Annotated in this window: 20 protein-coding genes; 13 read left to right on the top strand and 7 right to left on the bottom strand. The window is 41.8% G+C overall.

The window, feature by feature from the left end; translation table 11 throughout:
- The first annotated feature begins 426 nt into the window (after positions 1-426).
- From CQ839_RS15600 to CQ839_RS15575, 6 genes are all read left to right on the top strand, one after another.
- The gene (locus CQ839_RS15600; RefSeq protein ID WP_103669216.1) at positions 427-708 is read left to right on the top strand and encodes a hypothetical protein; all 282 of its coding nucleotides are present in this window, start codon (positions 427-429) and stop codon (positions 706-708) included.
- A gap of 101 nt (positions 709-809) precedes the next feature.
- On the top strand, positions 810-1,514 hold the full coding sequence (locus CQ839_RS15595) for a hypothetical protein (protein ID WP_103669215.1): 705 nt from the start codon (positions 810-812) through the stop codon (positions 1,512-1,514).
- A 279-nt stretch (positions 1,515-1,793) separates the two neighbouring features.
- On the top strand, positions 1,794-1,970 hold the full coding sequence (locus CQ839_RS25725; RefSeq protein WP_258040755.1) for a PetM family cytochrome b6-f complex subunit 7: 177 nt from the start codon (positions 1,794-1,796) through the stop codon (positions 1,968-1,970).
- 216 nt (positions 1,971-2,186) lie between these two features.
- Positions 2,187-2,498 (top strand): co-chaperone GroES, encoded by a 312-nt coding sequence (gene groES, locus CQ839_RS15585; protein ID WP_103669214.1) that lies wholly within the window; start codon positions 2,187-2,189, stop codon positions 2,496-2,498.
- A gap of 111 nt (positions 2,499-2,609) precedes the next feature.
- Positions 2,610-4,244 carry a chaperonin GroEL gene (gene groL, locus CQ839_RS15580; RefSeq protein ID WP_103669213.1) on the top strand — a complete coding sequence of 545 codons (1,635 nt, stop codon included), beginning with the start codon at positions 2,610-2,612 and terminating at the stop codon, positions 4,242-4,244.
- A 109-nt stretch (positions 4,245-4,353) separates the two neighbouring features.
- Entirely contained in the window at positions 4,354-5,640 is a 1,287-nt protein-coding gene (locus CQ839_RS15575; protein ID WP_103669212.1) for an O-antigen ligase, read from the top strand.
- Between the two features lie 84 nt (positions 5,641-5,724).
- On the opposite strand, the gene CQ839_RS15570 is transcribed toward CQ839_RS15575, so the two are convergent.
- Positions 5,725-6,099 (bottom strand): group 1 truncated hemoglobin, encoded by a 375-nt coding sequence (locus CQ839_RS15570; protein WP_103669211.1) that lies wholly within the window; start codon positions 6,097-6,099, stop codon positions 5,725-5,727.
- 217 nt (positions 6,100-6,316) lie between these two features.
- Here CQ839_RS15570 and CQ839_RS15565 point away from each other — a divergent pair, with 217 nt between their 5' ends.
- The gene (locus CQ839_RS15565) at positions 6,317-7,000 is read left to right on the top strand and encodes a Crp/Fnr family transcriptional regulator (RefSeq protein ID WP_103669210.1); all 684 of its coding nucleotides are present in this window, start codon (positions 6,317-6,319) and stop codon (positions 6,998-7,000) included.
- Between the two features lie 8 nt (positions 7,001-7,008).
- On the opposite strand, the gene ispE is transcribed toward CQ839_RS15565, so the two are convergent.
- On the bottom strand, positions 7,009-7,917 hold the full coding sequence (ispE, locus tag CQ839_RS15560) for a 4-(cytidine 5'-diphospho)-2-C-methyl-D-erythritol kinase (protein WP_103669209.1): 909 nt from the start codon (positions 7,915-7,917) through the stop codon (positions 7,009-7,011).
- The gene (gene pipX, locus CQ839_RS15555; RefSeq protein ID WP_094532629.1) at positions 7,914-8,183 is read right to left on the bottom strand and encodes a transcriptional coactivator PipX; all 270 of its coding nucleotides are present in this window, start codon (positions 8,181-8,183) and stop codon (positions 7,914-7,916) included. The genes ispE and pipX overlap by 4 nt, the downstream gene beginning before the upstream one ends.
- Before the next feature lie 247 nt (positions 8,184-8,430).
- Here pipX and CQ839_RS15550 point away from each other — a divergent pair, with 247 nt between their 5' ends.
- The 6 genes from CQ839_RS15550 to CQ839_RS15525 all read left to right on the top strand — a co-directional run bounded on the left by CQ839_RS15550 (position 8,431) and on the right by CQ839_RS15525 (position 13,549).
- Entirely contained in the window at positions 8,431-8,838 is a 408-nt protein-coding gene (locus tag CQ839_RS15550) for a hypothetical protein (protein WP_103669208.1), read from the top strand.
- Positions 8,839-9,183: 345 nt separating this feature from the next.
- On the top strand, positions 9,184-9,366 hold the full coding sequence (locus CQ839_RS15545) for a hypothetical protein (RefSeq protein ID WP_103669207.1): 183 nt from the start codon (positions 9,184-9,186) through the stop codon (positions 9,364-9,366).
- Complete coding sequence (locus CQ839_RS15540; protein WP_103669206.1) at positions 9,366-10,400, top strand: fatty acid desaturase; 1,035 nt, start codon at positions 9,366-9,368, stop codon at positions 10,398-10,400. Before CQ839_RS15545 ends, CQ839_RS15540 begins: the two co-directional genes overlap by 1 nt.
- 468 nt (positions 10,401-10,868) lie before the next feature.
- Entirely contained in the window at positions 10,869-11,270 is a 402-nt protein-coding gene (locus CQ839_RS15535) for a hypothetical protein (protein WP_103669205.1), read from the top strand.
- Between the two features lie 140 nt (positions 11,271-11,410).
- Complete coding sequence (locus CQ839_RS15530) at positions 11,411-12,322, top strand: LysR family transcriptional regulator (RefSeq protein ID WP_103669204.1); 912 nt, start codon at positions 11,411-11,413, stop codon at positions 12,320-12,322.
- A gap of 198 nt (positions 12,323-12,520) precedes the next feature.
- Positions 12,521-13,549 (top strand): anthranilate phosphoribosyltransferase family protein, encoded by a 1,029-nt coding sequence (locus CQ839_RS15525; RefSeq protein ID WP_103669203.1) that lies wholly within the window; start codon positions 12,521-12,523, stop codon positions 13,547-13,549.
- A gap of 96 nt (positions 13,550-13,645) precedes the next feature.
- On the opposite strand, the gene CQ839_RS15520 is transcribed toward CQ839_RS15525, so the two are convergent.
- The 4 genes from CQ839_RS15520 to CQ839_RS15505 form a co-directional block, all read right to left on the bottom strand.
- Positions 13,646-14,014, bottom strand: coding sequence for a type II toxin-antitoxin system PemK/MazF family toxin (locus CQ839_RS15520; protein ID WP_181016215.1), 369 nt, complete (start codon positions 14,012-14,014; stop codon positions 13,646-13,648).
- The gene (locus CQ839_RS15515) at positions 13,996-14,238 is read right to left on the bottom strand and encodes a hypothetical protein (protein WP_103669201.1); all 243 of its coding nucleotides are present in this window, start codon (positions 14,236-14,238) and stop codon (positions 13,996-13,998) included. Before CQ839_RS15515 ends, CQ839_RS15520 begins: the two co-directional genes overlap by 19 nt.
- A gap of 247 nt (positions 14,239-14,485) precedes the next feature.
- Complete coding sequence (locus CQ839_RS15510) at positions 14,486-14,809, bottom strand: type II toxin-antitoxin system RelE/ParE family toxin (RefSeq protein WP_103669200.1); 324 nt, start codon at positions 14,807-14,809, stop codon at positions 14,486-14,488.
- A complete protein-coding gene (locus CQ839_RS15505; RefSeq protein ID WP_103669199.1) occupies positions 14,809-15,060 on the bottom strand; it encodes a type II toxin-antitoxin system ParD family antitoxin in 252 nt (83 codons plus the stop codon). Before CQ839_RS15505 ends, CQ839_RS15510 begins: the two co-directional genes overlap by 1 nt.
- Positions 15,061-15,249: the final 189 nt, after the last annotated feature.

Below are 15,249 nucleotides of genomic sequence, written 5' to 3'. Positions count from 1 at the left end.
CACCGTCTGAAATTGATTGTTAATTTTTGTCAGCAATCATACATTTACTTTATAAAGTACTAGGCTATATATATTATGTAAATTACGGCTAGAATTCTGCGTTCAGGAGAAAAGCAAAATGACTATTGTTTGGAATAGCTTTTTCTTAGGAGTTATTTCCGCTTTTGCCTGCTCTAGCTTGGCTTTGTGGGTAATGGTTACGCTTTCATTGGGGAAATCCCCTTTACAGTTTAAATAATTGTTGGCTATCGAAATGTCTATAAAGCTAAAGAAGAAGCATCGCGATTATTGCGATGCTTCTTCTTTTTGGGTTTAATTTTTATATTATCGAGAGTGTGACTACATTTTCGATAATTGGTATTAGTGATGCCGATTGCTATAATTGAGTTCGCAAACATTTTCAAAAATTTTAAGTAAGGGCAAATAATGGCGACTCCTCATAGGACAAAACAGGTAAATCTTCGTTTTCCTCTGCCTTTATTGAGCCAAATCAAAACACAAGCTGATGCCAAACAACAGGCGATCGCTGATTGGATTTTAACAGTGGTCAGTCGCGAGTTTGAGCCTGAGACAATTCCAGAGAAATCACTAGAGACAGCTCCGTTCACTTTACATCCTGAAATTTTGACATATGTCGAGAATTGCCTAGCTCCGTTACATGCCCAAATTAGTGAGTTGAGAATGCAACTGGGGGAGTCCAAAGCCTGATAGATAATGGGAAATCTAGTCAGGCAAATGTATCTATCCCCAATCAAGCTAACCATAACCAAGATACAAATATTCATAGCGGCTTTAATTCAACGCCAACCATGAAGCCATTGTTTAATTCGTTAGCAGGATTTGCGTTAGAAGTTGGCGATCGCTTAATAATTAATGGTGAGGAAGTCATCTTTAAAGGATGGGTTGATCAGTCTCAGACGGCGATCGATGTGAAGGCGATCGCGAATGATCAGCCATCGGTTAGACAAATTCGCGCTAAGGAGATTAAAAGCCTATCGCGATCGCAGGATGCCGTCGCAGATTCTGCCACTTCGCAGGATGTTGCTAGCAAATCTCGCGACAATGAAGATAGTCCAAAGCCATCACCTTCTGAATTTGAGGATCGGAGTGAGGCTCGAAGTAATAATCCTGTTGATGATAGCCAAAAATCTTCAGATCATGGCGATCATACGGAAACGGTGTCTGAACCTGAAGAAATCATTGAAACGCCCAAAGAGCCTGAATACAATGCTTGGGAAGTATGGACATATCTAGAGCGACAACGTCTAAAAACGCTCAAATTGATCAACACATTTCAAGCAGAATGGGAAGCTAATCGATTTGTGCGTGAAGCTGAACGCAGTACTCCTGCAAACCTGCGAGTTCATTACGAGATTCGCCCAGTTTGGTTAGACGAAGCTGAAGTTATGGAATCCTATCAAAATGAGCAAAGTTCTCATAAACCTAAGGATAGTCAAGCTAAGAGTGAGCAAGAAGATTATGCCGATGCGATCGATGTAGAGGTCATAATTTAGAAAGATTAGATGACAGCAATTCTAATTACAACAATATCTGATCAAAATCTGATCAAAAAACACAATAAATTTTTTAAAAGTTTTGCTTAGCAGTGCTTTTAAAAAATTTATTGGTTCGGTCTTAAGCACAAAGCGCTGTATAAAAAGGTTTTTGGGGTTTTTAGTATCTGCGGCGCTGAAAACCTCAAAATCGGTTTTGAGTCAAGTCCACCATTCGTGGACTTGCCTCAAAGCCGATTTTTATAATGAGAATTGCTGATTAGGTGATGTGCTCTGCGCATGACCGATCTTTATACGGTAAAATTTCTAAAGCAATATTATTTAATTATTTATAAAGAGAAAATCATGGGAGAAATGGTTAACGCAATGGTCTTATCGATGGTACTAATTCCTGTCGGTATTGCCTTCGGGTTCTTCTTGCTAAAGCTGCAAGGCGAAGAAAAAGAAGAAGCCTAATCTTTACAGAAACTATACTCTGCGCCAAGTTTAGTACAGAAATATTTTTATACTGCAAAGCAGGTGACCCGTAATGTCACCTGCTTTGTTCTTTTCAGTTCGGTAAACCACACTATAGCCATTGCAACCATTTCGGTTAAATTAGCACTCAGTCACCTAGAGTGCTAAACCACTCTAGACAAAGCCAAAAAATGCTAGTCAACCGAGTGAATACAAATGGCAACAACGACATTAAACGTAACTACCGTAAAGCCTTTAGCCGATCGCGTATTTATCAAAGTAAGCGCTAAAGAAGAAAAAACCGCTGGTGGAATTTTCTTGCCTGAGACAGCAAAGGAAAAGCCCCAAGTTGGCGAAATCGCCGCAGTAGGACCTGGCAAACTCGATGACAAAGGCGAGCGCCAAGCCCTCGAAGTCAAAGTTGGAGACAAGGTTCTGTACTCCAAATATGCTGGCACTGATATCAAACTTGGCACAGACGAATATGTGCTGCTAGCAGAAAAAGATATTTTAGCGATCGTTGCATAATCACTGGTAATTGGTAATCGGTAATTGGTAATCGGCAACTGAGATCGAAACCCAATCACCAATCACCAATCACCAAGTCTTCTGTTAACCTACTACTCAATTAAAAAAATCATGTCTAAAAGAATAATTTATAACGAAGATGCTCGTCGCGCCCTTGAGCGTGGTATGGACATCTTGGCTGAAGCAGTCGCCGTAACCCTAGGGCCTAAGGGACGTAACGTAGTTCTTGAGAAGAAATTTGGTTCTCCTCAAATCGTTAATGATGGGGTCACCATCGCTAAAGAAATCGAACTAGAAGATAATGTTGAAAATACTGGCGTAGCTTTAATTCGTCAAGCTGCTTCTAAAACTAATGATGCTGCTGGCGACGGAACTACAACCGCAACTGTTTTGGCTCACGCAATGGTCAAAGAAGGTCTGCGTAATGTTGCAGCTGGGGCTAACTCGATCGCTCTTAAACGCGGTATCGACAAAGCAACTGCTTTCTTGGTTGGCAAGATCAAAGACCATGCTAAGCCCATTGAAGATTCTAAAGCGATCGCTCAAGTTGGAACCATCTCTGCTGGTAACGACGAAGAAGTCGGCGCAATGATTGCCCAAGCGATGGATAAAGTCGGTAAAGAAGGTGTGATTTCCCTCGAAGAAGGTAAATCCATGTTCACCGAATTGGAAATTACTGAAGGTATGCGCTTTGAAAAAGGCTATATCTCTCCTTACTTTGTTACTGATGCAGAACGCATGGAAGCTTCTTTTGAAGAGCCAGTTCTGTTGATTACCGATAAGAAGATTGCTCTAGTTCAAGAGCTCGTTCCAGTTCTAGAGCAAGTTGCTCGTTCTGGTCGTCCTTTGATCATCATCGCTGAAGATATTGAAAAAGAAGCTTTGGCAACCCTCGTTGTAAACCGTCTACGCGGCGTTCTCAACGTTGCAGCGATCAAGTCTCCCGGTTTTGGCGATCGCCGTAAAGCGATGCTCGAAGATTTGGCAACCCTAACAGGCGCTCAAGTGATCACTGAAGATGCAGGTTTGCGTCTTGATGCAGTTAAGCTCGATCAACTCGGTAAAGCACGTCGCGTCATCATCACCAAAGACAGCACTACCATTGTTGCTGACGGTAATGAAGAAGCTGTGAAGACTCGTGTTGAGCAGATCCGTCGTCAAATCGAAGAAACTGAATCTTCCTACGACAAAGAAAAACTACAAGAGCGCTTGGCTAAGCTCTCTGGCGGCGTAGCTGTCATTAAAGTTGGTGCTGCAACTGAAACCGAAATGAAGGATCGTAAGCTTCGTCTCGAAGATGCCATCAACGCAACTAAGGCTGCTGTTGAAGAAGGTATCGTTCCTGGTGGTGGTACAACCTATGTGCACCTTGCTCCAGAATTATTCACTTGGGCAAATGCGAACCTCACTGGTGAAGAACTCACTGGCGCAATCATCGTTTCAAAATCGTTGTCTGCTCCTGTTAAGCGCATTGCTCAAAATGCTGGCTTCAACGGTGCTGTAATCGCTGAGAATGTCCGTGAAAAAGACTTCAACATTGGCTTCAATGCAATGACTGGCGAATTTGAAGATATGTTTTTAGCTGGTATTGTTGATCCTGCTAAGGTTACTCGTTCTGCGTTGCAAAATGCGGCTTCGATCGCTGGCATGATCCTCACCACCGAATGTATCGTTGTTGATAAGCCTGAAGGTGCTAGTGCTGGTGGCGGCGGCGCAATGGGTGCTGGCGGCGACTTCGATTATTAATCATTAATAAAGGTTTGTAGATCAAATCTTTATTAAAAAAAGAAAGGGAGTGCAATGCACTCCCTTTCTTTTTTTAAATTGTTATTACGCAAATGTGTAAGGTGAATGGATGCTCTGGAAATCAGCAGACAATGATCAATTGCGCTTAGAGTGGAACTGGCTGCAAAGCGTTGCTATTTTTATGGTGATTAGCAATATTTTCATGCCAATTTTTATGTCAATACTGGCTTTGAGAGTTTTGGTTTGTTATGGATGGAGAGCGATCGCAGCACCAGTTAATCAAGCCTATTTCGGGTTATCTATATGGATGATTTTTACTACTATCATCGCTTTCAACCCAGCCACTGCCGCAGGTGGACTAGCTAATTTCTTGCCATATTTTCTCTTAGCTGCCACTACTAGCTACATCATCCGTACACCTGCACAATTTATTCATTTTCTTTGGCTACTAGTGCTGAGTTCCATCATGGTAAGTGGATTTGGTCTTTTGCAAGCAGTTCTTGATCGCCCCGATTTAATCTTTCCGAAAGTGATTTTTGATAGCTATCCGATCCCCATGGGATTTAGTCCCGATCGCCGCATTCAGTCATTTTTCGGACATTTTAATGAAACGGCTGCTTACTTGTTAATGATATTACCGATCGCTTTTCATTTTGCCCTTGGGAAAGTTAAAAGCATTTCTAAATCTCAACAAGTGATCGCTGCTATAGCCCTAGCATTAGGAACTTGTGTGCTGATCCTGACTAGTTCACGGAATGCTTGGGGAATTGCCGTAGTCGGCGCTGTTGCCCTAGCTCTCTACTACCGTCAATGGAAACTTGTTTTAGGCTTTGGACTTGTTTTGACAATCATTGCTTGGGGAGTATTTGGGCAAAAATTTGGCTTAGGTGGCGAAGCGGTGCGATCGCTATTACCACAAGGATTTGTCAATCGCTTAGTTAGTAGCATTGATCCGCAATTAGGAGACTACGCATCCACGTCTGATCGCTTGAATGTTTGGCACTTTGCGCTCTCTCTAATCTCTCAACATCCACTTCAAGGATGGGGTTTACGTAATTTCCCACTGGTAGCCCAGTCGATCGGCTATGACTTGAGAGGTCTACCCCATGAGCATAATTTATTTTTAGCGATCGCTGTTGGTTCAGGAATTCCTGCGCTGTTGGCATTTGTCGGCATCATCGGTTGGACAATCTGGACATCTCTCCAATCCGCGATCGCTAAAGATACAGAAGGAATGATGGTCGTAGTTGTGATCAGCGTTATGCTTTTTTTGATGACAGGGTGGTTAGACTTAGTACTCTATGAACCACGTCTAAGTATGTTGTTATGGTTTTTACTCGGCGGGATGTATGGCTTAACCAGACACAACATAAAGCGCTGTAACTCTCTAATTTGAGGCAGTTGCCCCAGCACAACGCCTACTTCATCAGGCTCAAATTCCATTTGCCGAAATTGCAAAGCTGCCATTTGAAAAAAGCATCTAGCCGTTCAAAACATCTTTTTTATGTTGAGGCGCTGCTGCCACTGCTGCTACTGCTGCCAAAAGATCATCGTTCACTCCCATCTCTTTGAGGGTAATCATCAAATCTTCGGTAACAGCATCAAAATGATCGCTGTTTAAACCCTGATTGCTCACCAAATCTTTATGAGCTTGACGCATGTGATGACCGTTATATTTGTCAGTGCCGCCAAAAGCATAGGTGAGAAAAGCTTTTTGGTGCTTTCTTTGCTTCACCATATCTGTATCTGCGAAAAAGTGTTTGATGCGATCGTCCTGTAATACTCTTTCGTAGAATCGATCTACTGCCACATCTACTGCTTCTGCACCGCCGAGTTTTTCAAATAATGTTGTCATTAGATTTCTTTTTTGTTTTGTGAAACCAGCATAGGAGAAGATTAACGAAGAAGCCTTTGACTTAAGTCAAATCCGACTTATATAGCAATGTAAGCTTAAAATCCATTCATAGAATTGCGGCGCAAAGCGCCGCAATTCTATGAATGGATTTTGTTTTTGGCTTAACATAAGTGGCTATAGCTATACATATCAGCCATGCCATAAATTATTGAAGTAAATGTTAAATAAATCAGAATTAAGTAGTTGGCTCCAAATGATTCTCATTTTTCGAGGATTGTCATCGGAGCAACTGATGCCTTTAGCCCAAATCGCGCAACTGCAAAAATTTCAAAAAGGAGAGATAATCTTTATCCAAGATAGTGAGGCGACAGGATTTTTTGCAGTCCAAACAGGGCGGGTCAAGGTTTTTAAAATGGCATCTAATGGCAAAGAGCAAATCTTACATTTACTCAACATATGTGATTACTTTGCTGAGGTTCCTGCCCTTGACGGCAAAGCTTTTCCAGCATCAGCGATCGCATTGGAATACACAGAATTGATCTTCTTTCCTCGGCTTCCATTTTTGGATTTACTTCACCAATATCCTGCGATCGCGATCAATATGTTGATGAGTCTAGCGAACCACGCACGCAAACTAGCGCATATGGTCGAAGAACTATCATGCAAAGATGTACCGCAACGACTAGCATCCTATCTATTAGATTTAAGCGATCGCGAAAATCAGGCTAATGTCATCACTTTAGATGTCACTAAAACCCAACTAGCTGCGACTTTGGGAACAATTCCTGCCACCCTATCTAGAGCATTGTATCGCCTGAGCCATGAAGGATTAATTGCAATTAATGGTTCACAAATTGAATTGTTAGATCGAGATCGCCTACAAAATGCCACCGATTACTGACATGAAGCTTAAGCATCAAAGATAGACCGAACTAGGCTCTTAACTACCCAAACATCAATATCATCAGTTCTTACAGCCTCAGCAATTTGTTGGGCGCGATCTAGATCAGGCGCGATCGCAAATACCGTTGAGCCTGATCCTGACATCATTGCGCCAAGACATTCTTGATCGAGCAATTTATTTTTGAGATCCGCGATCGCAGGATACTCAGGTAATACTACTCGTTCGAGATCGTTATAGAGCAATCGTCCGATCTTATTGGGAGCAGACTCACCCCCAGAGGCGATCGCCGCGACGATTTGGCTAGACAAATTTTGGTTTTTAACTTGACTAGTTGCCAGTAAGCCTTGTTTTCGGAAAGTTTGATATGCCCATGCAGTAGCGATCGCAATTTGGCGTGGCTTACAAATCACTAATACTAAATCTGTGAGATCTGGCAAAGGGGAGAGCACTTCGCCGCGACCTGTCGCTAGAGCAGTGCCCCCAGAAACACAGAAAGGAATATCGGAGCCTAACTGTGCTGCAAAATCACAAAGTTGTGACTGGGTGAGTCCCAAATCCCACAGACGATCAATCCCCACAAAAACTGCGGCAGCATTGGCTGAGCCACCAGCTAAACCAGCTCCCATCGGAATTTGCTTATCGATCGCAATTTCCATCCCCCCAATCTCAGGATAAATATCTTGCATCAAGGCTGCGGCTTTGTAAACCAGATTTGTGCGATCGCAAGGTACTTCAGGGTTAGTACAGCTTACTTGAATCTCATCGGAGCCGATTTTACGAATATCAATGCGATCGCATAGATCGATACTCTGCAAGATCATCACCAAATCGTGATAACCATCAACACGATTCCCCGTAATCTCCAGATAGAGATTAATTTTTGCGGCAGCTTTGAGAGAAATACGCGAGGTCATTGGGAAAAAGTTCGCTTGTATATGTGTTGTAAGTTTTTTTGATCGGTATCAGTGCCCCCACGCCGCAGCGATCGCATTTGGTTTTCGACCATAAGCTTGGCATCTGCTCGCGAGACAGGCTCAAACTGAACACCGTCAGGACTAGTAGTAATTAGGAAAAACAACCTTTGTGCGTAGAGTGTTGTAAACAAACTACGAAACTCATCTACTCTACATAAGCGAGATAGCAAGCCAAAAGTGGGATGATTTAGATAATGTTCGGACATTTGGCGGGCTAGGAAATTTAGTAAGTTTTATGAACTAGGATAGGTGAATTTTTTCTGTATCGTAAACAACATGAGTTTAACGAAACTATCTGGATTGGGAATTTATAAAGAAGCTTAAAAGTCCCCAGAAATTAGACAATACAACCTATTCGGTAATATTACGATTATTATTTTGATATGTTTGGTGCGATTAATCAGGAAATGTTATCAAACCTTAACGACTTTTTCTGCCAATTTCGATTAAATCATGACTAATTTTTTTAATTTTCATATTCTGGCAAGACTAGTTTTAGTTATTGTGACGATTTGCAGTCTTTTCTCAGCGTCACAAGTAGCGATCGCTGCTGAACGCCGTCCTGTGATCCCCGCTAATGGTCAGCCGATTCTCAGTGGCAATATGCATGGATCGGACTGGATGGCTGCTTCAAATGATTCTAAGCAAGCCTATTGCGAAGAAGCCTTTGCAGCTTTTCGGGGCTCTGCGGCTCAAAGCTATATCATTAGTCACAACATTCAAAGCCTTAGTCCAGAGGGCCTATGCGATCGCATGGATCAGTACTATAGCCTCGAAGAATATGCCGATGATCGTCTAGGTTCTGCCGCTGCGATCGCCCCAATTCTATTCGCCGATACGCCTCTCGGAACTAAATACTAAGACTTGCGGCAATTTGCGATCAAATTAATCACAATAAATATCTTAAAAGTCCTGCAAAGCAAGACTTTTAAGATATTTATTGGTTTGTGTTTAGATGCAACGCGCTGTAAAAAACAAAAATTTTACAAAGCCTAGACTTTCATTTTGGAGCTAGGGAACATGTGAATTAATCACGTTGTCTGTGTACTAAGTGACAGTTACAACTAATTCGATCCGTATAATTACTCATTAGATATATTTATGGTACACAAAAATACACATGACATAAGATAGAATCTGAGTTATAAGATATTTTTGTTGTTTTCGTGGTGTGATCGCAACGTTTTCAAACGTTTTAAAGGAAGTATGAGCAAACAAACTGAAGCCCCATCTAAAGAGATTTCTACATTGAACGTAACCGCTAAAAAGTTATATTCCGAAGAAGTTCAGGCTGAACTTGCGGAATTGCAATCAGATATCGATGTTCTTTTCCAGCAATTGCAAAGCTTAAGCCGTCAACGCCTGACCACCGTAGGGAGTGCTCAGTAGTGGTTGCCATACAAAACTCTTCACACACTCTTACCCCTGAGACGACCCTCCGCGACATTATTAAAACTATCCCTTCTGAATACTTTGAGAAAAAACCTCTCAGAGCTTGGTTGAGTGTTTTATTCTCATTAACAACTGCCGCGCTTGGTTATGCCAGCATTGCGTTTTCTCCTTGGTACTTATTGCCCTTTGCTTGGATTTTTACGGGTACGGCTCTAACTGGCTGGTTCGTAATTGGTCATGACTGCGGACATCGATCCTTCTCCAATAAAATTTGGGTTAACGATCTCGTCGGTCATATTGCTTTTTTACCATTGATTTTTCCTTTCCACGGTTGGCGCTTCAAGCATGATTATCATCATCTGCATACCAATAAGATGGGTGAAGATAACGCTTGGTATCCATTTACTGTCGATGAATATGAGGAAGGAAAAGGACTGATTTCCAATGTTTATCGATTGATACGCACCCGTTTTTGGTGGACTGGCTCGATTATTCATTGGGCAAACTTACATTTTAATGCCAGCCTCTATCCTGAGCGCCAGCAGTCTCAAGTCAAGTTTTCCTATCGCTTAGTCATTGCCTTCGCAGCGATCGCATTCCCAACTTTAATTATCACCACAGGATTCTTTGGCTTTATCAGCTTTTTTGTAATGCCTTGGCTTGTATATCACTTTTGGATGAGCACCTTCACGATTGTTCATCACACAATGCCAGATATTCAATTCAAAGATAAGGACAAATGGCACGCAGCTACCGAACAGCTAACAGGAACTGTCCATTGCGACTATCCAGCCTGGGTTGAGTGGCTATGTCACGATATCAATGTGCATGTTCCTCACCATGTTTCGACGGGTATTCCCTCGTATAACTTACGTTTAGCACATAAGTCTCTCGATGAAAATTGGGGACAATATATGTACAAGACTAAGTTCTCTTGGGCTTTGATGAAGGATATTGGCGATCGGTGTCATATCTATGATGCAGAGAAATGCTACAAAACCTTCGATGAAGTTGATGCTAAATCAGTTTAGCTGAAGCTATTGCCGAGGGCATAAAACAAAACCATAAAGAGGGTTGCAGCATTTCACGCCGCAACTCTCTTTTTAGTTTTAGGACAAATCAAAGCAAATATACCAATGTAATACCAAAACACAAAGTGGCTACGCCACTTTGTGTTTTAAAACCCTTACAGGGTTTGATTTTTTAATTCACAGAAGTGTTGTCACACTTTTGTGAATTAAAAAATCAAACCCCAAAATAGCAATGGCGGCGCTAAGCGCCGCCATTGCTATTTTGGGGTTTGATTACCGAAAGTTTAGTCACGCTTTCAGTGATTAAAACCAAAACCCAGCAAGGGTTGTAAACCCTAAAAATGGTAACGCCATTTTTAGGGTTTGGATCAAATATGAATCCCCAAATTTTAGACTGCAAAATGCTATAGATGTGGCGATTTTACGTTATAACCTGAAACTAATACTTTAACTCTGAAGATGCAAAATATGCGTACCATACGAAAATTACCGATCCTATCGCTTGCTCTAGTTTTGGTTGGTTATATTGCCTATGGTTGGCTGCTTTCTATCCACAAGGCAGATTGGCGAATTTGGATTCCCTCTGGGGCGATCGCCTTTGGTGTGGAATGGCTGTTCTCAGTAGGCTGGGCGATCGCAGCGATAATATTTGTGTTTTATCAAAAGTCGCAGTTTGTATTGTCACTAGGGATTAGCGTAGTTTGGGTGCTACTTATGTATGTTGCAAGAAATGAACTTCGCGCTTTCATGAACAATCGTGGCTGGAATTTCTTTGTTCTTGCTTTAATTGCTGGAGCTGGACTGGGGCTAGGCTGGTTTACCGATACATTGCCCACAATTCGTACTTTCGGCGAATCGTTAGTTAAATGAGATAAAAAATGCAGCGCTAAGCGCTGCATTTTTTATCTCAAATCGTTGTATTCAATGTACTTGTTACTAGCGCTACTTTTCCAAAACTCTAGAAGTTGCTTAATGATAATAGACATCACTAAAGCTATCGTTAATTTTTCATGCGTTTGGAACAGTTACAAGCATTTTTGGCAGTTGCAGAAACAGGAAACTTTTTGCAAGCAGCTCAGAGATGTGGAGTTAGCCAGTCAACTATCAGCCGACAGGTGCAGTCTTTAGAAGCAACTGTTGGGATCTCGCTGTTTCATCGTCAGGGAAACTCTAAGCTAACAGTTGGCGGCGATCGCCTGCTAATCCATGCTAAGAAAATTTGTCAGATTTGGTCAGCTGCTGAACAAGAGTTACTCGATTTGCAGGCGGGCAAACAAACAGAGCTATGTGTGGCAGGGATTCCATCAGCCTGTGCCTATCAGCTGCCACCTATATTGCAAAAGTTTTCTAAAGCCTATCCCAATGTCCAGCTCCGAGTAACAACCTTGGGAAGCGATCGCGCTCTTAAAGTTCTTAAAGATGGCTTGATAGACATTGCGATCGTTATGAATAATCCATTTTTAACTGCAAGTTCCGAAATGGTAGTTGAGCAACTCTATGAAGAAAAAATTCAACTTTTGCTGACTATTAATCATCCCCTTTGTCGAAAAGAATCACTTACATGGAAAGACTTACATAATGTCCCCCAAGCTGTATTTAAAGATGGCTATGGGTTACAGCGTCTTGTCCAAGATCAGTTCAATCGCCAAGGACTTCGTTTAAATGCATCTCTTGAACTTAATTCCCTTGAAGCTTTTCGCGGTGTAGTTAAGCAAGGTAGTTTGGTCGCCTTACTTCCAGAGACCTTTTTAGTGGAATTAGCCCATGATCCAGACCTAGTAGTGCGATCGCTAAATGAACCCTGTCTAACTCGCGAAATTGTCCTAGTCACCACTAGCGATCGCATTCAAATTCCTCCAATTCAATATTTTTGCAAGCTTGCTGCCCAGATGATTCAGCAGGAAATTCCTGTGGCTTTATAAAGCGCCATGTAATACCAATTCACAAAAGTGTGACAACACTTCTGTGAATTAAAAACAAAAACCCGTAAGGGTTTTAAAAACACAAAATGGCTACGCCACTTTGTGTTTTGGTATAAGTCTAGAAAGCAGAGACTATCTAATTTCTAGGCTATAATTCAACATCTAACCGACTTTTGCATTAAATTCACCCATAGAGTAATGAGTAAAGAATTTCGCGAATTTTTGCGTAAAGTTGGGAGTGGTCCACATACCAGCAAAAGCTTGACGCGCCAAGAGGCAGAAGCTGCCACGCTCATGATGTTGCAAGGAGTCGCAACTCCTGCTCAGATTGGCGCATTTATGATTGCCCATCGGATTAAACGTCCAACCAGTGAAGAATTAGCAGGGATGCTCGATGCTTATAAGCTTTTGGGGGCGAAGGTTGCGCCAATCGCATCTGACAAACAGGTTTTAGTACTGGGATCGCCCTACGATGGCAGATCGAAGACTGCGCCAGTTAGTCCTGCGACTGCGATCGTCTTGGCGACAGCAGGCGTTCCCGTATTAATGCATGGAGGCGATCGGATGCCCACTAAAGAAGGTTTGCCTTTTATCGAAATATGGCAAGCTTTGGGCTTAAATTGGCAAAATCTTTCCATTGAGCAAGTTCAACATAACTTAGAAACTCAAAATTTTGGGTTTGTCTATTTGCCTAGACATTTTCCCCTTGCTCAAGGACTAGTCGCCTATCGTGAGCAAATCGGTAAGCGCCCACCCTTTGCCACTCTTGAGCTAATGTGGTCGCCCTATCAAGGTAAACAATTTATCGTGTCAGGTTTTGTGCATCCGCCTACAGAAACTAATATCCGCGAAGCTTTCGCTCAACATGGCATTACCGAATTTGCTACGGTTAAAGGCTGGGAAGGAAGTGTGGACTTACCGCGATCGCGTACTGCAATTATCGGCATTAATCACGGCGATCAATTTGAGCGATTAACCCTATCAGCAAGGAATTATGGATTTAGCTCCGAAGATCCTGCGATCGCAGATGCATCAGAAATGTCTGTCAAAATCATTTCTGCGCTCAAAGCGGAACCTTCCGAATATCTCAACTCGGTATTATGGAACTGTGGATTCTATCTCTGGCTCTATGGAATGCATGACGATATTGCTGATGCGATCGTCCATGCTCAAGAGATCATTAGCAGTGGAAAGGCGTTACAGAAGTTAGAAGATTTACGAGCTTAATCTCTCAAAATTAAAAACGATTTGCACTGGTGATGATGAAGATTATGATTTGTATCTATATACAGCAAGGTTGTTATAGGCGATCGCTAACTAATTCTATAGCTCAATCAATCCTAAGCTTATTTGAATTGCGTTATCCACATATCCCATGAGGTGATCTGAGACAATACCCATTTTTTTGACCAAGCGTTGTTTGTCAATGGAACGAATCTGATTAAGAAGAACTACGGATGTCACGGTTAGTCCACCTTCGGGGGGATTGATTAAAACTTCTGTGGGATATGTCTCAGGGTCGAATTGGGATGTGATGGCAGCAACGATGGTAATGGGGCTGTATTGATTGGCAATATCATTTTGGAGAATGAGAGCAGGTCTAGTTTTCTGAATTTCTGAGCCAATGGTAGGGTCAAAGTTAACCAAATAGATTTCGCCTCTCTTGGGAAATTCTATTTTCCGTTTTGCCATGATTCCTCATCGATATTAAACCAGTCTTGAGTAATACCTAAGTCTCGATCTGCGCGACGCAATGCGCCCTGTTTGAGCTTGTCCCGTAGATTCTTCTTGGCTTCGGCGTTGATGTAGTATTTCACGGCTTGGTCAATGAAGTGACTGCGATCGCCTTTGGGTGCAATGCGATCGAGTAGCTGTAGCGTTTCGTTGGGTAATGTGATGTTAATGCGTTGATACATATGTTAATACACATTGTTTGTGTGTATTATACTAATACCATAACAATAAAAAGTGATCAATTCTTTGCAACGTTGTCTTTGCTGGATAGTGAAAATACTCAAAAAGAAACCTTGAAAATCATGAGATTTTTTGGAGGTTTCTGCATTTGAAATACGTCAAGTTGTTATGATATTGTTACATCGGTAAATTGAGAAGGTGCTTGCTTTTTGCCTATTTTTTGTGAAGAGCGATTGCCTAAATCACCAGTTATAAATCTTCTTCTGCTAAAACCTGTAAAACATCCCTTGCAGCATAAATAATCCTAACAATCTCAATACAATCATTCCGATCTAAATAGAAGATGAGATGCTTATTAAAACCCTTCACTGACCACTTCCGTAAACCAACCAGACGCGGATTTTTAACATCGAAAATGCTACCAATGCTAGGTAATTGAGCTAACTGTGAAAAAGTCTGTCTCGCAGCATCGAAAAAATTCAAAGCAGCATCAAAATTATCCTCCGCAATATAAGCAAACTGCTCATCAAGGTCAACACTAGCCTTTGGTCTAATTAAAATCCTTCTAGCCATTACTTTTTGCGAAGTCTATCTAGAAGTTGAATCCGTTTTTGTTGCCACCAATCATCATTAATTTCGATCGCCTCACCACTATCCAACCCCTCTAACAGCAAAGTTTCCAAACGCGCTTGAGCAATCCTCTCCGCCTCTTGACGCAGCAACTGCCGAATATATTCACTCGTAGTGCTATAGCCACCCTTAGAAACCTGCTCATCTATAAAAGCCTTCATAGAATCAGGAACAGAGATATTTACTGTAGTCATAGCTAGTAGTTATGTATATTTCCGACAATTTAATTATGGCAAATATTGGCAATTTTTGTCAAATAGCGATCAAGATTTAGGGAAGAGATGATAAGATATCAGCGATTCTTACTGTTTTTAGCCATTTGCGTCGTGCGAAGCGCGATGCAAATGGCTATATCGAACTCACGTTAATTTACAAAATAATTT

The organism is Pseudanabaena sp. BC1403 (assembly GCF_002914585.1).
Lineage (GTDB): Bacteria > Cyanobacteriota > Cyanobacteriia > Pseudanabaenales > Pseudanabaenaceae > Pseudanabaena.
The sequence above is the reverse complement of the archived record's forward strand: the minus strand, read 5'-3'. Positions and strand labels throughout refer to the sequence as shown.

Excerpts from the sequence above, each read along its gene's own strand:
- CQ839_RS15575 (WP_103669212.1), top strand. The coding sequence starts at position 4,354 with ATGCTCTGGAAATCAGCAGACAATGATCAATTGCGCTTAGAGTGGAAC.
- CQ839_RS15535 (WP_103669205.1), top strand. The coding sequence starts at position 10,869 with ATGCGTACCATACGAAAATTACCGATCCTATCGCTTGCTCTAGTTTTG.
- CQ839_RS15525 (WP_103669203.1), top strand. The coding sequence starts at position 12,521 with ATGAGTAAAGAATTTCGCGAATTTTTGCGTAAAGTTGGGAGTGGTCCA.
- CQ839_RS15570 (WP_103669211.1), bottom strand. The coding sequence starts at position 6,099 with ATGACAACATTATTTGAAAAACTCGGCGGTGCAGAAGCAGTAGATGTG.
- pipX (WP_094532629.1), bottom strand. The coding sequence starts at position 8,183 with ATGTCCGAACATTATCTAAATCATCCCACTTTTGGCTTGCTATCTCGC.
- CQ839_RS15510 (WP_103669200.1), bottom strand. The coding sequence starts at position 14,809 with ATGGCTAGAAGGATTTTAATTAGACCAAAGGCTAGTGTTGACCTTGAT.
- CQ839_RS15520 (WP_181016215.1), bottom strand. The coding sequence starts at position 14,014 with ATGGCAAAACGGAAAATAGAATTTCCCAAGAGAGGCGAAATCTATTTG.
- CQ839_RS15530 (WP_103669204.1), top strand. The coding sequence starts at position 11,411 with ATGCGTTTGGAACAGTTACAAGCATTTTTGGCAGTTGCAGAAACAGGA.
- CQ839_RS15515 (WP_103669201.1), bottom strand. The coding sequence starts at position 14,238 with ATGTATCAACGCATTAACATCACATTACCCAACGAAACGCTACAGCTA.
- CQ839_RS15600 (WP_103669216.1), top strand. The coding sequence starts at position 427 with ATGGCGACTCCTCATAGGACAAAACAGGTAAATCTTCGTTTTCCTCTG.
- CQ839_RS15545 (WP_103669207.1), top strand. The coding sequence starts at position 9,184 with ATGAGCAAACAAACTGAAGCCCCATCTAAAGAGATTTCTACATTGAAC.
- ispE (WP_103669209.1), bottom strand. The coding sequence starts at position 7,917 with ATGACCTCGCGTATTTCTCTCAAAGCTGCCGCAAAAATTAATCTCTAT.
- CQ839_RS15595 (WP_103669215.1), top strand. The coding sequence starts at position 810 with ATGAAGCCATTGTTTAATTCGTTAGCAGGATTTGCGTTAGAAGTTGGC.
- CQ839_RS15565 (WP_103669210.1), top strand. The coding sequence starts at position 6,317 with ATGTTAAATAAATCAGAATTAAGTAGTTGGCTCCAAATGATTCTCATT.
- CQ839_RS25725 (WP_258040755.1), top strand. The coding sequence starts at position 1,794 with ATGACCGATCTTTATACGGTAAAATTTCTAAAGCAATATTATTTAATT.
- groL (WP_103669213.1), top strand. The coding sequence starts at position 2,610 with ATGTCTAAAAGAATAATTTATAACGAAGATGCTCGTCGCGCCCTTGAG.
- groES (WP_103669214.1), top strand. The coding sequence starts at position 2,187 with ATGGCAACAACGACATTAAACGTAACTACCGTAAAGCCTTTAGCCGAT.
- CQ839_RS15550 (WP_103669208.1), top strand. The coding sequence starts at position 8,431 with ATGACTAATTTTTTTAATTTTCATATTCTGGCAAGACTAGTTTTAGTT.
- CQ839_RS15505 (WP_103669199.1), bottom strand. The coding sequence starts at position 15,060 with ATGACTACAGTAAATATCTCTGTTCCTGATTCTATGAAGGCTTTTATA.